This is a genomic window from Deferrisoma camini S3R1 (assembly GCF_000526155.1).
GTDB classification, from domain to species: Bacteria; Desulfobacterota; Deferrisomatia; order Deferrisomatales; family Deferrisomataceae; genus Deferrisoma; species Deferrisoma camini.
Window position 1 is genome coordinate 1027860 of sequence record NZ_JAFN01000001.1, and the last position, 14672, is coordinate 1042531.

The 14672-nt window shown below is 71.3% G+C and carries 16 protein-coding genes; 7 read left to right on the forward strand and 9 right to left on the reverse strand.

Going from position 1 to position 14672, the window contains the following annotated elements; translation table 11 throughout:
- Positions 1 to 33 precede the first annotated feature (33 nt).
- From DEFCA_RS0104455 to DEFCA_RS0104465, 3 genes are read left to right on the forward strand one after another with little or no spacing between them, the layout of a single operon-like run.
- Positions 34 to 1500 (forward strand): sensor histidine kinase, encoded by a 1467-nt coding sequence (locus DEFCA_RS0104455; protein WP_025321834.1) that lies wholly within the window; start codon positions 34 to 36, stop codon positions 1498 to 1500.
- Complete coding sequence (locus tag DEFCA_RS0104460; protein WP_025321835.1) at positions 1497 to 2147, forward strand: hypothetical protein; 651 nt, start codon at positions 1497 to 1499, stop codon at positions 2145 to 2147. The genes DEFCA_RS0104455 and DEFCA_RS0104460 overlap by 4 nt, the downstream gene beginning before the upstream one ends.
- A complete protein-coding gene (locus DEFCA_RS0104465) occupies positions 2144 to 3505 on the forward strand; it encodes a sigma 54-interacting transcriptional regulator (protein WP_025321836.1) in 1362 nt (453 codons plus the stop codon). The genes DEFCA_RS0104460 and DEFCA_RS0104465 overlap by 4 nt, the downstream gene beginning before the upstream one ends.
- Positions 3506 to 3776: 271 nt before the next feature.
- Here the strand turns inward: DEFCA_RS0104465 and DEFCA_RS0104470 are convergent, their stop codons facing one another.
- Complete coding sequence (locus DEFCA_RS0104470) at positions 3777 to 3974, reverse strand: hypothetical protein (RefSeq protein ID WP_025321837.1); 198 nt, start codon at positions 3972 to 3974, stop codon at positions 3777 to 3779.
- A 119-nt stretch (positions 3975 to 4093) separates the two neighbouring features.
- Entirely contained in the window at positions 4094 to 4285 is a 192-nt protein-coding gene (locus DEFCA_RS0104475; protein ID WP_025321838.1) for a hypothetical protein, read from the reverse strand.
- Between the two features lie 296 nt (positions 4286 to 4581).
- Here DEFCA_RS0104475 and DEFCA_RS0104480 point away from each other — a divergent pair, with 296 nt between their 5' ends.
- Complete coding sequence (locus DEFCA_RS0104480) at positions 4582 to 4875, forward strand: hypothetical protein (protein ID WP_169709441.1); 294 nt, start codon at positions 4582 to 4584, stop codon at positions 4873 to 4875.
- A gap of 322 nt (positions 4876 to 5197) precedes the next feature.
- On the opposite strand, the gene DEFCA_RS0104485 is transcribed toward DEFCA_RS0104480, so the two are convergent.
- Positions 5198 to 5821: a hypothetical protein gene (locus DEFCA_RS0104485; RefSeq protein ID WP_169709442.1), complete on the reverse strand. Its 624-nt coding sequence runs from the start codon at positions 5819 to 5821 to the stop codon at positions 5198 to 5200.
- A gap of 243 nt (positions 5822 to 6064) precedes the next feature.
- Between DEFCA_RS0104485 and DEFCA_RS0104490 the strand changes: the two genes are divergently transcribed.
- A complete protein-coding gene (locus DEFCA_RS0104490; RefSeq protein ID WP_025321841.1) occupies positions 6065 to 7099 on the forward strand; it encodes a uroporphyrinogen decarboxylase/cobalamine-independent methonine synthase family protein in 1035 nt (344 codons plus the stop codon).
- Positions 7096 to 7599, forward strand: coding sequence for a hypothetical protein (locus tag DEFCA_RS0104495; RefSeq protein ID WP_025321842.1), 504 nt, complete (start codon positions 7096 to 7098; stop codon positions 7597 to 7599). Before DEFCA_RS0104490 ends, DEFCA_RS0104495 begins: the two co-directional genes overlap by 4 nt.
- 19 nt (positions 7600 to 7618) lie before the next feature.
- On the opposite strand, the gene DEFCA_RS22035 is transcribed toward DEFCA_RS0104495, so the two are convergent.
- Both DEFCA_RS22035 and DEFCA_RS0104505 read right to left on the reverse strand, forming a co-directional pair.
- Positions 7619 to 7879, reverse strand: a complete 261-nt coding sequence (locus DEFCA_RS22035; RefSeq protein ID WP_025321843.1) for a hypothetical protein — start codon at positions 7877 to 7879, stop codon at positions 7619 to 7621.
- Positions 7880 to 7995: 116 nt separating this feature from the next.
- Positions 7996 to 8571, reverse strand: a complete 576-nt coding sequence (locus tag DEFCA_RS0104505; protein WP_025321844.1) for a tetratricopeptide repeat protein — start codon at positions 8569 to 8571, stop codon at positions 7996 to 7998.
- A 232-nt stretch (positions 8572 to 8803) separates the two neighbouring features.
- Between DEFCA_RS0104505 and DEFCA_RS0104510 the strand changes: the two genes are divergently transcribed.
- A complete protein-coding gene (locus DEFCA_RS0104510) occupies positions 8804 to 9619 on the forward strand; it encodes a TIGR02757 family protein (RefSeq protein WP_025321845.1) in 816 nt (271 codons plus the stop codon).
- Here the strand turns inward: DEFCA_RS0104510 and astB are convergent.
- From astB to DEFCA_RS0104530, 4 genes are read right to left on the reverse strand one after another with little or no spacing between them, the layout of a single operon-like run.
- Positions 9589 to 11013 (reverse strand): N-succinylarginine dihydrolase, encoded by a 1425-nt coding sequence (astB, locus tag DEFCA_RS0104515; RefSeq protein WP_025321846.1) that lies wholly within the window; start codon positions 11011 to 11013, stop codon positions 9589 to 9591. The two genes, DEFCA_RS0104510 and astB, sit on opposite strands and share 31 nt — an antisense overlap.
- 14 nt (positions 11014 to 11027) lie before the next feature.
- Positions 11028 to 12053 carry an arginine N-succinyltransferase gene (locus tag DEFCA_RS0104520; protein WP_245693534.1) on the reverse strand — a complete coding sequence of 342 codons (1026 nt, stop codon included), beginning with the start codon at positions 12051 to 12053 and terminating at the stop codon, positions 11028 to 11030.
- Positions 12053 to 13462: an aminotransferase class III-fold pyridoxal phosphate-dependent enzyme gene (locus DEFCA_RS0104525; RefSeq protein WP_029733558.1), complete on the reverse strand. Its 1410-nt coding sequence runs from the start codon at positions 13460 to 13462 to the stop codon at positions 12053 to 12055. Before DEFCA_RS0104525 ends, DEFCA_RS0104520 begins: the two co-directional genes overlap by 1 nt.
- Positions 13459 to 14655: a M20/M25/M40 family metallo-hydrolase gene (locus DEFCA_RS0104530; protein WP_025321849.1), complete on the reverse strand. Its 1197-nt coding sequence runs from the start codon at positions 14653 to 14655 to the stop codon at positions 13459 to 13461. The genes DEFCA_RS0104525 and DEFCA_RS0104530 overlap by 4 nt, the downstream gene beginning before the upstream one ends.
- Positions 14656 to 14672 lie beyond the last annotated feature (17 nt).

Below are 14672 nucleotides of genomic sequence, written 5' to 3' on the forward strand. Positions count from 1 at the left end.
GCCGAGTGCTCTACGGCCTGGTACACTGGGCCCATGGACCGTTCGCCCGGATCTTCCCGGTCGGGCCGCTGGCCCGTTTCGTTCCTGACCCTGGCATGGACCGGGCTGTTGCTCGTCACCATCCCGTTGGGCGTGGGCCTGGTGGGGGCGGGGTGGTGGGCGGACCACCTGGCGCGGGTGGCCGCGCGAAGCCTGGAGCAGAGCTCCGTGCAAGGCGTTTGGAGCCGGCAGCTGGCGGACAAGCTCCTGACCTTGGAGCGAAAGGCCCGCCAGCTGGTGGTGTTGGGCGACCGGGAGCTCCTGGAGGACTACCGCTCCCGACGGGAGGAGCTGGCGGACATCCTCGGCCGGCTCGAGCGAGAGCTGGGCCGCGCCGAGGATCGCCCACGGGTGGAGCGGATCCGGCGGATCGAGTCGGTGGTGTTCTCCCGCCTGGTGGCCGGTCCCCTGCTGCCGGGCGAGCTCGGAGGGGCGCTGGCGCGGTTCGGGGAGGCCCATGCCCTTGCGCGGCGGCTCGGAGAGACCCTGCACCGGATGGTCCAGGAGCGGGCGCGCCGGATGCGTCGGGAGGCGGGCCGGCTGCGGGGCCGTCTGGCGTGGCTGGCGGCGGCGGGCGTGCCGCTGACGCTGGGGATCGCCGCCTTGTTCGCCCACGTGTTGGCGCGGCCGGTCCGCTCCCTGGAGCAGGAGATCGTGCGGCTGGGCCAGGGACGGTTCGAGAACCGGGTGGAGATCCGGGGCCCCCGCGACCTCGTGGCCCTGGGGGAACGCCTGGACTGGATGCGGTGTCGCCTCCAGGAGCTGGAGTCCGAGAAGACCCGGTTCCTCGCCCACCTGTCCCACGACCTGAAGACGCCCCTGACCGCGATCCGGGAGGGCGCGGACCTTCTGTTGGGCGGGGTGGCGGGGGATTTGGCTCCCGAACAGGAGGAGGTGGCCCGGATCGTCCGGGAGAACAGCCTGCAGCTGCAGCGCCAGATCGAGAACCTGCTCGCGTTCAGCATGGGCGAGCCCCGGGACGCCCGGGAGCCCGGCGAGGCCTTGGACCTGGCGTCCCTGGTCCGCGACGTGCTCGACGACATCCAGCCGGCGAGCCTGTCCCGCGGGCTGACGGTGGACCTCAGGGGCGAGACGGTGCGGGTGCGCGGCCCCCGCCGCCGGCTGCGGTCCCTGGTGGAGAACCTGGTTTCCAATGCGGTCAAGTTCACCCCGGACGGGGGGCGGGTTCGGGTTCGGGTGCGCAGGGAGGGGGACCACGCCGTGCTGGAGGTGATGGACTCGGGTCCCGGCGTGGACCCGGGGGAGCGCGAGCGGGTGTTCGAGGCGTTTTACCAAGGACGGGCGAAGGGCAGGGGGCCGGTGAAGGGCAGCGGTCTCGGGCTGGCGATCGTGCGGGAGTACGCACAGGCCCACGGCGGCCGGGTGGAGCTGTGCGACTCGGACCTGGGGGGCGCCGGCTTTCGGGTGGTGCTGCCCGCGGACGAGGACCGGCCCACATGATCCCGGCACATCCCCGGCGAACCGGCGGGCCGGCCCGGCCCCGGGCCGGCGCCCGCATCCTGGCGTGCCTGGCCCTACTGGGGGTTTCCGCCTGCTCCTGGGCGCCGGTTCGGGGGCCGGAGAGCCGGCGGGTGCGGGTGATGAACGAACGGCCCGAGCCGTCCCGGCGGCCCGATCCCCTGTCCGCGGTGGCGGAGGTGCTGGCCCTCTCCCGCGGCGACGCGGAGAGGGCCTGGGGCGCGTCGGTGGAGGAGGCCTGGGTGACGGGCAGCCCGGAGGCGAGGATCCGGGTGCTGGCCCTGGCCGCGGTGTTGCCCCCTTCGCCGAAGCGGGCCGCGGATCTCGACCGGCTGTTCCCCCCGAGTGCCGAGCCCAGGGGGCGGCCCCCCCTGGAGGAACTCCTGCTCCGGGTGGTACGCGACAGGCCCCCGCCCCGCCCGGCTTCTCCCCCGGCGGGGCCGGACCCCGCGTGCCGCAGACGCCTGAGCCGGGCCGAGAAGGAGGCGGAGCGCGCCCGCAAGGACCTCGCTCGCACCCGGGAACGGCTGGAGCGCCAACAGGAGGAGAACCGGGCCCTGCAGCGACAGATCGAGGAGCTCAAGGTGATCGAACGCATCATGGAGTTTCGAAACCCGAGGACGCCGTGAGCCGGCCGGTTTCCGAACAGATCCTCGTGGTGGACGACGACAAGGACCTGCTGCGGCTCCTGTCCCTGCGGCTTCGATCGGCCGGGTTCCGCGTGGTGACGGCCGAGAGCGGAGAGCAGGCCCTGGCGGTCCTGGCCACCGCCCAGCCGGACCTGGTGATCACCGATCTGCGCATGGAGGGGATGGACGGGATGGGGCTGTACGAGGCCATCCGGGAGCGCCGGCCCTCCCTGCCGGTGATCATCCTGACCGCCCACGGGTCGATCCCCGAGGCGGTGGAGGCCACCCGCCGCGGCGTGTTCGGGTTCATGACCAAACCGTTCGACGGGAAGGAGCTCCTGGCGGAGGTGCGGCGGGCCCTCGCGCTGGCTCCGGGGGAGGGAACCACCAGGGACCTGCGGTGGAGGGCGGGCATCGTGACCCGAAGCCCGGCCATGGAGGAGGTTCTGCGACGGGCCCATCTGGCGGCCCAAGGGGACGCCGCGGTCTTGATCTGGGGCGAGAGCGGCACCGGCAAGGAGCTGCTCGCCCGGGCGATCCACCGGGCCAGCCCCCGGAGCAAGGGGCCGTTCGTGGCGATCAACTGCGGGGCCATCCCCGAGCCCCTCCTGGAGTCGGAGCTGTTCGGGCACATCCGGGGGGCGTTCACCGGAGCCACCGAGGAGCGCCCGGGGCTGTTTCGGTCGGCCCAAGGGGGGACGCTGCTGCTCGACGAGATCGGGGACATGCCCCTCAGCCTGCAGGTGAAGCTGCTGCGGGTGCTCCAGGACCGCGAGATCCGCCCGGTGGGAGCCTCCCGCACGGTTCCCGTGGACGTGCGGGTGATCGCGGCCACCCACCGCAACCTCGAAGAGGCGGTTCGGGAGGGGAGGTTCCGGGAGGACCTGTACTACCGGATTCACGTGGTGCGCCTGGAGATCCCCCCGCTGTCCGAGCGACGGGAGGACATCCCCCTGCTGGCCGAGCACTTCCTGGCCCGCCTGGCCGAGCGCTCCGGCCGGCGGGTGGGGGGGTTCGCTCCCGATGCCATGGAGCTGCTGCTACAGGCACCCTGGCCGGGAAACGTTCGCCAGCTCGCCAACGTGGTGGAGCACGCCTTCACCCTGACCCCGGGCTCCCTCATCCCGGCCGATCTGGTGCGCGAGGCGCTTCGGGAGCCCGGGGAGGCCGTCCCCACCCTGGCGGAGGCCCGGAGACGCTTCGAGCTGGAGTACCTGGTGCGGGTGCTCCAGATGACCGGAGGGAACGTCACCCGGGCGGCGCGGATCGCGGGCCGAAATCGGACGGAGTTCTACCGGCTGCTGCGCCGGTACCACCTGGATCCCAGCCTGTTCAAGAGCCCCCCGGCTTCCATGTAACTTCGGTCGTCGGTCTACGGTCAACGGTCGCCGGTCTGGGGCCTTCGGCCCGCTAGGCGGCCAGGCGGCTCTCGAACCACGCCAAAGCTCGGGGGCATGGATTTCAGGGGGCAGAATGAAACCCATGCCCCGCCGCAGCTACCCGGTTCAGGGAAACTTACTCTCCCCGTTGTGCCCCCCCCAGGGCCGAAGGGGGTTTCCCGGAACCCGTCGTCCTGAACCGGTCGGCACGAAACACCGGCTGCCCGTCTTGGGGGAGGGGGCCTTTTCTTCAGGCCGCGGCCGGGCCGGACTCCGCTCCCCTCAGCCGCTCGAGGATCGCGCTGAGGGTCTGCTTCTCGGCCTTGAGCCCCTCGCGAAAGTCCTTCCGGTCCGTGTCGGCGATCTCCATGCGCAGCTCGGAGAGCGCGTAGTCCAGCACCTGGACGAGGGTGCGCACCTCCTCCTCCGAGAGTTCCAGTCGGGCCATGGTTCTTCCCTCCTTGTGTGGTCTCCCATCGACCCCCGCGGCTCATACCGCGTTGCGTTCAAACCGAGAATTCTCGTGGGGCGGGGCAAGGGGCCGGTCGCTTTGAAAACAACTCGGTATCACACCCGGTTCCGGACCGCATCCGACGGGTCCGAGCCCTCGGTGGGAGGGGCCTGCGAAAGGGCCAGGGGGCAGCCCGGCGCGTGCTCGTCGTAGCGAGCCTCGTATCCGCACTCGCCACACTGGGACGCCACGTGGGCTCCGCACTCTTGGCAGCGGATGATCTCGAGCCCGTACGCGTGGTTACACATCTCGCTCCCTCCGCCTGTGGTGGATGTGGGGTTGAGGTGTTCTTTAGCCACGCGCCGTCCACCTCGGCAAGGTGGCGGGAAGGGGAAATACCGGATCGGTTCGTTCGTATATCCGGTCGTTACCGGAAATGAGCACAAAAACGGTTGTGCACCACGGCCTCCGTACGGATAAAGCAAAGACCCGATGGGATACTTCGCACCGAGGTCGGTTGAAATCCCGCTTCCCCGAACCTATAGTCCTTCTCGTTCGCAATACCTCCGGCACCGGCCGAGACCACCAAGGGAGGATGTGTGCCATGAACGCAACCTGTTTCGCCTGTGGCGCAGTCGCAAGCGGTATCGCCGCACCCCTGTCGGACCATGCGGCCGAGATCGAGGCCCGGGGACGGATGTACTTCGGGTTGCCCCGGGATGCCGTGCTGTGTTCGACCTGCACCGAGGACGTGGTGCTCGTGGGAAGGGCGATGTGGGAGGACGACAGGGCCTCCCTGTGCCCCGCCTGCCGGAAGGAGAGCCCGGTCGGGGAGGAGTGGGCGGCGATGCCGGCCACGGGGCCAGGTTACCCCGCGAGCCGGGGAGCGCGGGCCTGATGCGTCCCTCGGTTCATCTCCTCTCCTGCGGGCCGCGCGGCCCGTTTTTTTATGGCCAGGACTCGTGCCGACTTGGGCTCAGACCGAGACTCTTCCGGGGCGGGGCAAGGGGCCTGCCGCCGGCCGGGCGCGAAGCCGAGCATTGAGATTCGCCGCGCAGGCACGGGGCAGGGGATCTGGCTCCTTGGCAACCCGGTGGAGTCCGTACCATTTCGCAGTCCAGACGCCGGAGGCGCTGCACGGCGAGCCAAGGGGCCGCGCCCGGCTCTCCGCCAGGTCCCCCTCTGGGCAGGGGGTCAACCGCTTTGAACGCGACTTGGTATCAGTCCGAGGACCAGAACACGAACCCCGAGCGGTCGAGCACCGCCAGGTCGAACGGGCCGGCCACGGCGTCGTCCCGCTCGCGGATCCGGCGCATCCCCTGGATCACCGCCTCCACGAGGCGGTCCCGGGCCGGCTCCTGGAGCTCCCGGTGCAGGCGGGTCTCGAGCCCGATCCGGCGGGGCGCGGTGACAACCCCTCCGACCCGCACCCCCTGGTGGGGGCTCCCGTGGTCTTCGGACGCGTAGAACGCCAGCCGGCACAGCCCCGCCGAGTCCCGTCCTGCCAGCAGCAGGTAGGAGCGGCGGTGGGCCTCGGGGTGGTCTTGGAACCATTGCCGCCCCTGGCGCACGAACGCCTCGTACTCCCTGCGGAACACCTGTACGACGTAGGGCTCGATCTCCTCGAACTCGGCCGCGCTCCGACGTTGGAGCACCCGGGACAGGGTCCGGCTCAGGGCGATGCCCACGGCCGCGCCGGCCGTGGCGATCGCCGCCTGGGCGCCCAAGGGGTAGAGCTTTCGGAGGGAGTGGATCCGCGGCCCCTCCTCGCGCTCCATCACCACCCGTCGGTCGGCCGCCAGCACCACCCCGTCCGGCCATGCACATCCCACCAACTGAGACATCCTGTCCGCGTCTCCCGCCCCCTCTCCCCCGAGGCCGCAAGCGCCCGGCCGGTGGCACGGGCCGGTAGTCCGTGCGTCGATCCACGGGCGCGAAACCGAGCTTGCCCCCCTCGCTGGAGCCTACCCCCTGGGGGCGATGCCGGCAACGTCGCCCGGGCCCCGGTGTGACCTGGATCAATGGCGGCGGGGTGTCGATCGGGTATGATGGAGCGCGTCAGCCGGACGCAGACGCAGGAGGAAACCGTGAGCATACCCGGAAACTGCCTCACCACCGCCATGGGCATCCTGCCCCACACCGACGTGGACCGGGCCCTGGAGCTGGCCCTGAGCCTCGACATCCCGTTCTGGCCCCAGTTGCCGCGTCTGTCGTACTACGAGGACATGTACGTACAGGTCTCGGAGAACTTTCCGGGGGTGCGGATCGACGAGAAGAACCAACGGATCGACTTCTCCACCGAGCGGTTCTACGAGGAGCTGCCGGCGTTCCTGGAGCGCATGGAGGATCCGGACCTGTACCGCCTGTCCGAGAGGTACTCGGCGGTGTACCACCGCTTTCTGTCCCTGGACCTCTCGGATCGGCCGGCCATCCGGGGGCAGATGGAGGGCCCGATCTCCTTCGGTTTCAGCGTCAAGGACGAGAACGACCGGCCCCTGATCTACGACGACGAGGTCCGGGGGCTTCTGATCGACTTCCTCGCGCGGAAGGTGAACACCATGGGCGACGAGCTCCGCGCCAGGAACCCCAACGCGTTCATGTTCGTGGACGAGCCGGGGCTGGAGTTCCTGTTCTCGGCCCTGGCGGGGTACACCGACACCGCGGCACGCCAGGACCTGGACACTTTTTTCTCCTCGATCCAGGGAAAGAGGGGGGTGCATCTGTGCGGAAACCCGGACTGGGACTTCCTGCTGAACACCTCCATGGACGTCCTGAGCTTCAACGCCTTCGGCAGCGGGGATCGGTTCGTGAACTACGCCCCGAGCCTCCGGAGGTTCCTGGAGGGCGGGGGGGTGATCGGGTGGGGAATCGTGCCGGCGAACTACGACGACTACCGGGCCACCGACCTCACCGAGCTGCTGGACCACCTGGAGCGGCTGTGGGACGCCCTGGAGCCGACCGGCCTGACCCGCGAGAAGCTCCTGCCGCGAAGCCTGTTGCTCCCGGCCACCTGCGCGCTGGTGAACCCCGACCGGGAACACACGGTGGAGGCCTGTTACGATCTGCTCAGGGAGCTGAGCCACCGGGTCCGGGACCGTTACGGGCTGGGAGGGGTGGGATGAGGCCGGCCAGCCGCTTCGTCAGAGGGTTGGTCGCGGCGGTCGGGCTCTGGGTGTGGGTTTCGCCCCTGCCGTCGGGGGCCGCGCCGTGCCCGCCGGGTCTTCTGGAATCGGCGCGGGCCTACCGCGACCGCCTGAACGCCGAGGGCCAGGCCGTTCGCGCCTCGTCGGCCGACGCCCCCCTGGGGGTCGAGGAGACCGTGTTCTTCGACCTGGCCGCCCACGCGTGCCACAAGGGGCCGGGGCAGACGTACCGGGTGTACGGCGAGCCGGGGTGCGCGGACGCGGCAGGGGAGGGCCGGATCGCCGTGGACCTGCCGTACCGCCTGTTCTTCCGCCGCGCCCTGACCGTGCCGGAGCTCTACGCCCAGCCGTGGAAGCCGGGCTCCGACGGGGTGCTGCGGGTCGAGTTCGAGCGGGAGCAGGGGGGCGACCGGTGGGTGCCGGTGGGGCGGCGCGAGGTGCTGGACCTGGGCAAGAAGCGCGGCCGGGGCCGCCGGTGAGCCGCCCGCGGCCGGGGGCTCAGGTCTCCGTGGGCTTGTGGCAGAAGTAGCACTTCAGGTGGTCGGGTCGCACCGGGCCCGCCGGAGAGAGGTGGTCCTCGGGCATGGCGGTCTCGGAGTCCCGGCCGTGGCACGAGGGGCAGGCCTCGTAGGCCTTGCGGTTGGCATGGGTCGCGTCGGGCGGGAGCCGCGGCGTGGAGACCGGCGGGGCCCGGAACAACACGAACAGCACCCCCGCACACACCAGGACGAACAGCACATGCACGTAGCGGCGGTTCATGGGAAGGCCTCCCTCCAGAGAAGAGGCCGCATTGTAGCCCAAGGCGCCGCGAAAAACACCCCTCGGCCCGAGGCGAGGGGTGTCGAGGGGAGGCGCGTTGTCGGCCGGGGGGCACCTCAGCGGTTCACCGCGACCAACCCGGGCTGGATCCGTTGGAGGGTGTCGTCGTCCAGAATTCGTTGGGTCAGGACGCAGTCGGGGTACACGTAGTCCGCGAGCACCCGGGCGCAGGGGGTCCCCGTCTGCTCCCGGATCTCGATCTCGTCCCCTTTGCGCACCCACCCCCCTCCGCTCACGAGCAGCCGCCCGCCCACCACGGCCACCACCTGGCCGGGTTCGCCGGGCAACGGCGACTCCTTCCTGGCCAGGGTGGCCACGAGGGCCTCGACCGCTTCGCGATCCGGGGCAAGGGGTTCCAGGTCGAGATATCTCTCGAAGTGATGGCGGGCCAGACGAAAGGCCCGAAACCCCTTGAGGAAAGCCACCCCCAGGTTGTAGTGGGCCTCTGGGTACTCCGGCACGATCTCCAGGGCCTGCAGGTAGCAGTCGATCGCGTCCGCGTAGCGTTTGGCCGCGAGGAACTGGTTGCCCGCCTCCTTGACCAAACGGGCCGAGCGGGGAATGTCCGCCGCGGCAGCCCCCGCCGCGACCATGAGGACCGTCACCAGAGTCGCAATCCGCCGAAGCCACATGACGCCCCCTTTCTGTGGAAACGAACCGCCCGTCCCCCTCGAAGTCGGACGGGCCAACCGAACGGAATCGAAAGGCCTCCAGGTGGGAAAATCGTTTCCCAAACGTAGCAAAGGTTTTCCCCCGGTCAACCCCGAGGGTTCCCCGACGCCGGGCCGGAGCGAGGAAAGCGGATCCCGCCGAACCCGTCCTCCGGTTCTTCTTTCAAGCGGTGTGCCAGTCATCGCAGGGGCCGTGGCGAGACCGGCCCGCTCGGAGCTCGAACGGCTCTACGCCGCGCACCACCGCCCCGAGTTCCTTTGGCCCGATCCGCTCGTGTTCGCCCGCGGATGGGCGGATCCCCGGGACGGCGAGGTGGCCGCCCTGGTGGCGGCCGCGTTTGCGTACGGGCGGGTCGAGAAGATCCTGGAGGCCCTGGGGGAGATCTTCGGCCACCTGGGGGACCGGCCCAGGGAGGCCCTGGGCCGCGTTGCGCCCCGCGAGTGGCAGGAGCGGCTGGGGGGGTTCGCGTACCGGTTCCACAAGGGGGGCGACGTGGCCGTGCTGCTTCACCTGGTGGCCCAGGCCCTGGAGCGGTGGGGGACCCTCGCGGACCTGTTCGAAAGGTCGGATCCCGGCGACGATCTCAAGACGGCCCTGTCACGGTTCTCGCAGGCCGTTCTCGGCGGCGACCCCCGTCCTCTCCTTCGGGAGCCCCGGCTGCCCCCCCGCCACCCGGTGCGCCACCTGCTGGCCTCCCCGGCGACCGGGGGGGCGGCGAAGCGGATGTGCCTGTTCCTGCGGTGGGTGGTGCGGCGCGACGCCCTGGACCCCGGGTACTGGCACGGCCGGGTGGATCCGGCCCGGCTGGTGGTCCCCCTCGACGCCCACGTGGCCCGCGTGGGGCGGGCCTTGGGGTTCACGGCCCGCAAGAGCAACGACTGGAAGACCGCGGTGGAGATCACCCACAGCCTGGCCGCGTACGATCCGGCCGACCCGGTGCGGTTCGACTTCTCGTTGTTCCGGTTCGGGATGGGGCGCTACGGGCCGGGTTCCGTCTGGAACGGGTAGACGGAACCGAGCCCGAGAAGGCGGGTGAGCTCGTCCAGGGCCGTGCGGGTCTCCCGGAGCAGTTGGGGGTCGGCCAGATCCTGAAACACCAGCCGATCGCGGTAGTGGCGGTTCACCCACCCGCGCAGCGCGACCGCCCGCTCGGGGGTCAGCATCACGCCGGGGTGCACGGCCGCCCGCTCGATCGGGGTCAGTACCACCCGCAGCCGCAGGCACGCCGGTCCCCCGCCGTTTCGCATGCTCTGGCGTACGTGGACGTAGTGTACCGCGCGGATCGGGCCGGGCCGCTCCACCAGTTCGGTCAGGATCTCCCGGGCCACGGCGTCGCGGCGGCACTCCGTGGGCGCCACCACGGCCATCCCTCCTTCGGGCAGGGTGAGGACCTGGCTGTTGAACAGGTAGGTGGCCACGGCCCGGGAGAGCGGAAGGCGTTTTTCGGAGACCACCTCGAGGTGCAGGGGGGTGCCGAACGCCGCCTCGAACCGCCGGGCGAGGCGGCGCGCCGCGGCCCGGTCGGCCCAGGCCTCGGAGTGGACGAGCAGGAAGTCCTCGTTGCCCACGGCCGCCACGTCGTTGTGGAACACCCCCGCGTCCACGGCCTTCGGGTCCTGGCGGACCAGCACCACCCGCTCCGCCGGGAGTCCGTGGGACCGAATCAGGGCCTCCGAGGCCTCGCGGCTGTGACGGGCCGGAAACCGGGTGGGCTCCCGGCCCTCCACCCGCAACGCCCGGCGGCCGTACACGAACACCTCGATGCCGGGGGCGCCGTGGCCGGGGGCCAGCCGCATGTGGTTCGCGGCTCCCTCGTCCGCCATGGCCGGGTTCGGCGGAAGCGGGGGGTGAACCACGAACCGGTCGGGGTCGGAAAAGATCCGGCGCAGCAGCCGGTGGGTGAACGCCGCTTCCAACGATCGGTGGAAGTGGGAGACGAGGTTGGCCGGGGTGATGTGAACCCGGCCGTCCGCCGTGTCGGCCGACGGGCTCACCGTGGCCGCGTTGGCCGCCCACATGCTCGACGCGCTCGACACGGCCGCCAGAAGATCCGGGGCGTCCCGCAGACAGCGCGCCAGCACCTGCTCGTCGGTTCCGGTGAACCCCAGCCGACGCAGGGTCGGAACGTCCGGCCGTTCGTGGGGGGGGAGGACGGCCTGGGGCACTCCCAACCCGGCCACACGTTCCATCTTCCCGATCCCCTCCAGAGCCGCGGCCCGCGGATCGGAAGGGGCCCCCTGGTGGTCCATGGAGGCCAGGTTGCCGTACGCCAGCCCGCCGTAGTGGTGGGTGGGCCCGACCAGGCCGTCCAGTTGGAGTTCCACCGCGGCCGGGTCCGCGGCGCCCCCCGCCGGGTCCTTCCCCCGGGTGGGGCGGTCGACGCGATCCCCCCGTCCGCCCATGGAAGGTCCGCCCATCACGCGCCGGCCGGAGCCGGTCGCAACGGGGCGCAGGCCACCGGCGCGCCGGGGGGAATCCGGAGGACCCCGAACCCCTCGGGCGGAAGCAGGGCCTCGGGGGCATCCCGGGGGAAGAGGGCCAGCACCACGGGGACGCCGGAAGGGTAGGGCGCCACGAGGTGAGGCACCCCGGCCGGACCCGGATCGCCGGAGGAGGCAGGAAGCACCCGGGTTTCGCGCACGGTCCGAATCTGGTCCCGCGGGCAGCCCACCAAGGGGCCGCCGTCGAAGATGTCCACGAAGCCCAGCGGGCGAAACCCCTCCTGGCGCAGCAGGGCAAGGGCCGGTTCCGTTTCCGGATGCACCCGCCCGATGACCCGTTGGGCCTCCTCGGGAAGGAGGGGCACGTAGATCGGATGGGCGGGCATCAGTTCCGAGATAATCCGCTTGTCCCGTACGCTCAGGTAATCGGCCTTGGGGAAGTCGAGGCCGAAGAAGTGGCGGCCGATGGCCTCCCAGAACGGGCACCGTCCCCGGTCGTCCACCACGCCGCGCATCTCGGCGATCACCTCCCGTTCGAACCGATGGGGCTGGCACGCCATGTACAGGAACCGGCCCAGGGACAGGAGCCGGCCATTGCCGTGCCGGCGGTGGGAGGGCGCCAGGTACAGGCTGCCGATCTCGCAGGGGCCGCTGTGCTCCCGAACCGGGTGCAGGCACCGAATCCGGCGCCGGATGCCCAGCACCTCGGACCGCAGCTCGTGGGTCTCGATCCGGTAGGTGTAGAACGGCTCGAACCCCCCCACCTTGGCGACAATGCCCGCGGTCCCGGCCAGGGCTCCCGTCCGACGGTCCTCCAGTACGAACAGATACGACTCCCCCCCCGGCCTGCGGACCTCGCGACCGAACACCTCGGCACCCTCCCACACCCGTTCGGCCAGGAGTTCGGGGTCCTTGGGGAGGCTCGTGAGACCGTGCCCGGAGCCGACAACGAGCTCCACGACACGGTCCAGGTCTTCCTTCCGGACCGGCCGAAACACCATCACGGCGGGACCTCCCCTTCCCCGGGGGGACCTTGGGCGATCACCGCCTCCACCCGGTCGGCCACGGCGTCCAGGTCGGCGTAGGACACGACAGGGGTGGGAACGAGGAACCGCACCCGGCAAGGGGCGTGGCCGGCCGTAAACGCCACCACGCCGGCTTCGAACAGCCTCCGGACCACGGCCCTGGCCGCGGTCGCTGAGCCGTCGAACGGGGTGAAAGCCACCATGGCCCCGATTCCGTAAGGCCCCCGGATCCCCCCGGGCATCCGACACTCCATCTGCTCGAACCTCTCGGCGAGACGGAGGTGCACCCGGGCGTTGCCGCCGTCCGGGCCAAACAGGTCGGACTCCCTCAGCACCCGGAGCACGGCCAGGCCCACGCGGAACGACGCGGTGGCCCCAGTGAACGTTTGGCTGAGCAGGCCGGTGGGGGGACGGTAGGCCTCCCGGAACAGGGTGGCGCACACCAGGGTCATCTTCCCCACCGTGACCAGGTCCACCAGGTCGTCGAGCCCGTAGTGCTGAAAGGCAAACGGCGCCAAGGTCCTCCCAAAGGTCTGGACCTCGTCCACCATCACGGCCACGCCGCTGTCCCGCAGTTCCGCCATGAGGACCCGGAAGAACTCCCCGTCCCCGGGGAATCCGCCCCGTTCCCCCTGAACGAGCTCGAACACCATGGCCGCGTGCCGCCCCGGATACCGGTCCAGGTGTGCGCGGAGGGCGGCCCGGGCCCTGTCGGTGCTGCCCCGGGGGTCTGTGGGCTCGAAGAACGGAACGTAGTCCACAGCCACGGTGGGGGGCAGCCCTTCGCGGTAGGCTGGACGGTCCGTGACCCAGGCCAGAGCCAGGGTTCTCCCCGCGAACCCACCTTCGAAGGCGAGGATGCGGTCGGCCGGCCGGTGCCGGTGGAACGCGAGCTTCAAGGCGTTCTCGTTGGCCATGGCCCCGCTGGTGGTGAAGAAGACGTGGTCCAACCCGGCCCCCCGGGCGTTGGCCAGGCCGAGGAGCTCCTCCGCAAACGAGAGCGCGAGGGAGGTTTGCTGGAGGTTGCCCTGCATGGCCATGTCCTCCAGGGCAGCGTCCAAACCTGCCTGGAGCACGAGGGGATGCCCGTGGCCCAGGAAGTGGACCCCGATCCCTCCGATCATGTCGTACTTCACGCTTCCGTCCGCCAGCTCGACGAACGGCCCCCGCCCCACGCCGGAGCCGAGGTAGGGCAGGGCTAGAGGGGCGCCCCGGAGCTCTCCCCACCGTTGCACCGCTTCGGATGCCTGCACCGATAGGGCGGGGTCGGGGGCCCGGATCCCCGTGATCCGGGCCTGCACGTCGCCCACGGCCCCGGCGAGGAGCCGTCGGGCCTCCCGTACCCGCGGGTCGGTGCGCAAGATGTCGGCCGACAGCCTGCTCACGGCACGGCCCCCGCCGAACGACCACCGGGACGACGGGCGGCATCCAGGGTTCGTAAGAACTCCGTCACCAACTCGATCCGTTCCTCCAGGCTGTGCAGGTCCACCCACTCCTCCGGGGTGTGCATGCCGTCTCCACGGGGACCGAGGCCGTCGGCGCACGCAAGCCCTGCGGCCGACAGCAGGTTCGCGTCCGACACCCCCCCGCTGGGCGCCCAGCGGAGCGGCCGACCGGACCGGCCGGCGCATTCCGCCAATCGTTCGTACAGGGCCAGGGTGCGATCGTCGAGGCGTCTCGGCGGTCGGCCGAACTCCCCGTGGATTTCGAGCCGCACGCCGTAACGTGCCTCGATCCGCGCGTGAATTCGGGTGAGCCCCTCGGTGAACCGCTGCACGTCCAGCGGGTCCCGGCACCGTACGTTCCACCGGGCCACCGCGCGCTCCGGGATCACGTTGACCGCCTCCCCGCCCCGGATCTCCCCCACGTTGACGCGAACCCCGGGGGTGTCTCCGGCCCACCGTTCCAGCTCCACCACGAGAGCGGCCAGGGCGTGCACGGCATTTCGGCCCTCGTCCGGGTTGCGGCCCACGTGGGCCCGGCGGCCGTGGACCACCACCGTGAAGTTGCCCGACCCCATCCGGTCGGACACCAGCGCGCCGTCCGAGTGGGAGGGCTCGAACACCAGGGCCGCCTCATACCGGGCGGCCCGGGAGACCAGGAGTGGAGCCGAGGCAGGGGATCCGAGTTCCTCGTCGGGGGCGATCCAGACCCCCCAGCCCACGGCCGGCTCCGGAAGGTCGCCGGACTCGAACCGGCGAAGGGCTTCCCAGGCCACGGCGATGCCGCCCTTGGCGTCGAGGGCGCCGACTCCCCACAGGGCGGGGCGACCGCGGTGGATGCCGCGCTCGGGGGGGCGGGCCGGGGGGAGGGCAGTGTCGGCATGGGCCACGAGCAGGACCTGGGCAGGGGCCGTGGGCCGCTTGACGGCCCACAGGGCGGGCCCCACGGCCACCCTCACGGCCCGGCCGTCTTCGTCCCAGGTGTTCCAGGGGTCGAGGGAGACCAGATCCACGCGGGCACCGAGGGAACGGAACAGGGGGGCGAGGCCGGCGACCATCCTCCGGACCCCGGCGGGGTCCCGGCTCCAGGACGCCGCCCGCACCCACTGCTCGAGCGTTCGGAACAGGTCGTCCATGGAACCCGGGCGTACCG

Bases quoted from the DNA above. Each gene is read 5' to 3' on its own strand.
- DEFCA_RS0104470 (WP_025321837.1), bottom strand. From the start codon at position 3,974: ATGGCCCGACTGGAACTCTCGGAGGAGGAGGTGCGCACCCTCGTCCAG.
- DEFCA_RS0104520 (WP_245693534.1), bottom strand. From the start codon at position 12,053: ATGGTGTTTCGGCCGGTCCGGAAGGAAGACCTGGACCGTGTCGTGGAG.
- astB (WP_025321846.1), bottom strand. From the start codon at position 11,013: ATGGGCGGACGGGGGGATCGCGTCGACCGCCCCACCCGGGGGAAGGAC.
- DEFCA_RS0104495 (WP_025321842.1), top strand. From the start codon at position 7,096: ATGAGGCCGGCCAGCCGCTTCGTCAGAGGGTTGGTCGCGGCGGTCGGG.
- DEFCA_RS0104460 (WP_025321835.1), top strand. From the start codon at position 1,497: ATGATCCCGGCACATCCCCGGCGAACCGGCGGGCCGGCCCGGCCCCGG.
- DEFCA_RS0104480 (WP_169709441.1), top strand. From the start codon at position 4,582: ATGAACGCAACCTGTTTCGCCTGTGGCGCAGTCGCAAGCGGTATCGCC.
- DEFCA_RS0104530 (WP_025321849.1), bottom strand. From the start codon at position 14,655: ATGGACGACCTGTTCCGAACGCTCGAGCAGTGGGTGCGGGCGGCGTCC.
- DEFCA_RS22035 (WP_025321843.1), bottom strand. From the start codon at position 7,879: ATGAACCGCCGCTACGTGCATGTGCTGTTCGTCCTGGTGTGTGCGGGG.
- DEFCA_RS0104505 (WP_025321844.1), bottom strand. From the start codon at position 8,571: ATGTGGCTTCGGCGGATTGCGACTCTGGTGACGGTCCTCATGGTCGCG.
- DEFCA_RS0104485 (WP_169709442.1), bottom strand. From the start codon at position 5,821: ATGTCTCAGTTGGTGGGATGTGCATGGCCGGACGGGGTGGTGCTGGCG.
- DEFCA_RS0104455 (WP_025321834.1), top strand. From the start codon at position 34: ATGGACCGTTCGCCCGGATCTTCCCGGTCGGGCCGCTGGCCCGTTTCG.
- DEFCA_RS0104475 (WP_025321838.1), bottom strand. From the start codon at position 4,285: ATGTGTAACCACGCGTACGGGCTCGAGATCATCCGCTGCCAAGAGTGC.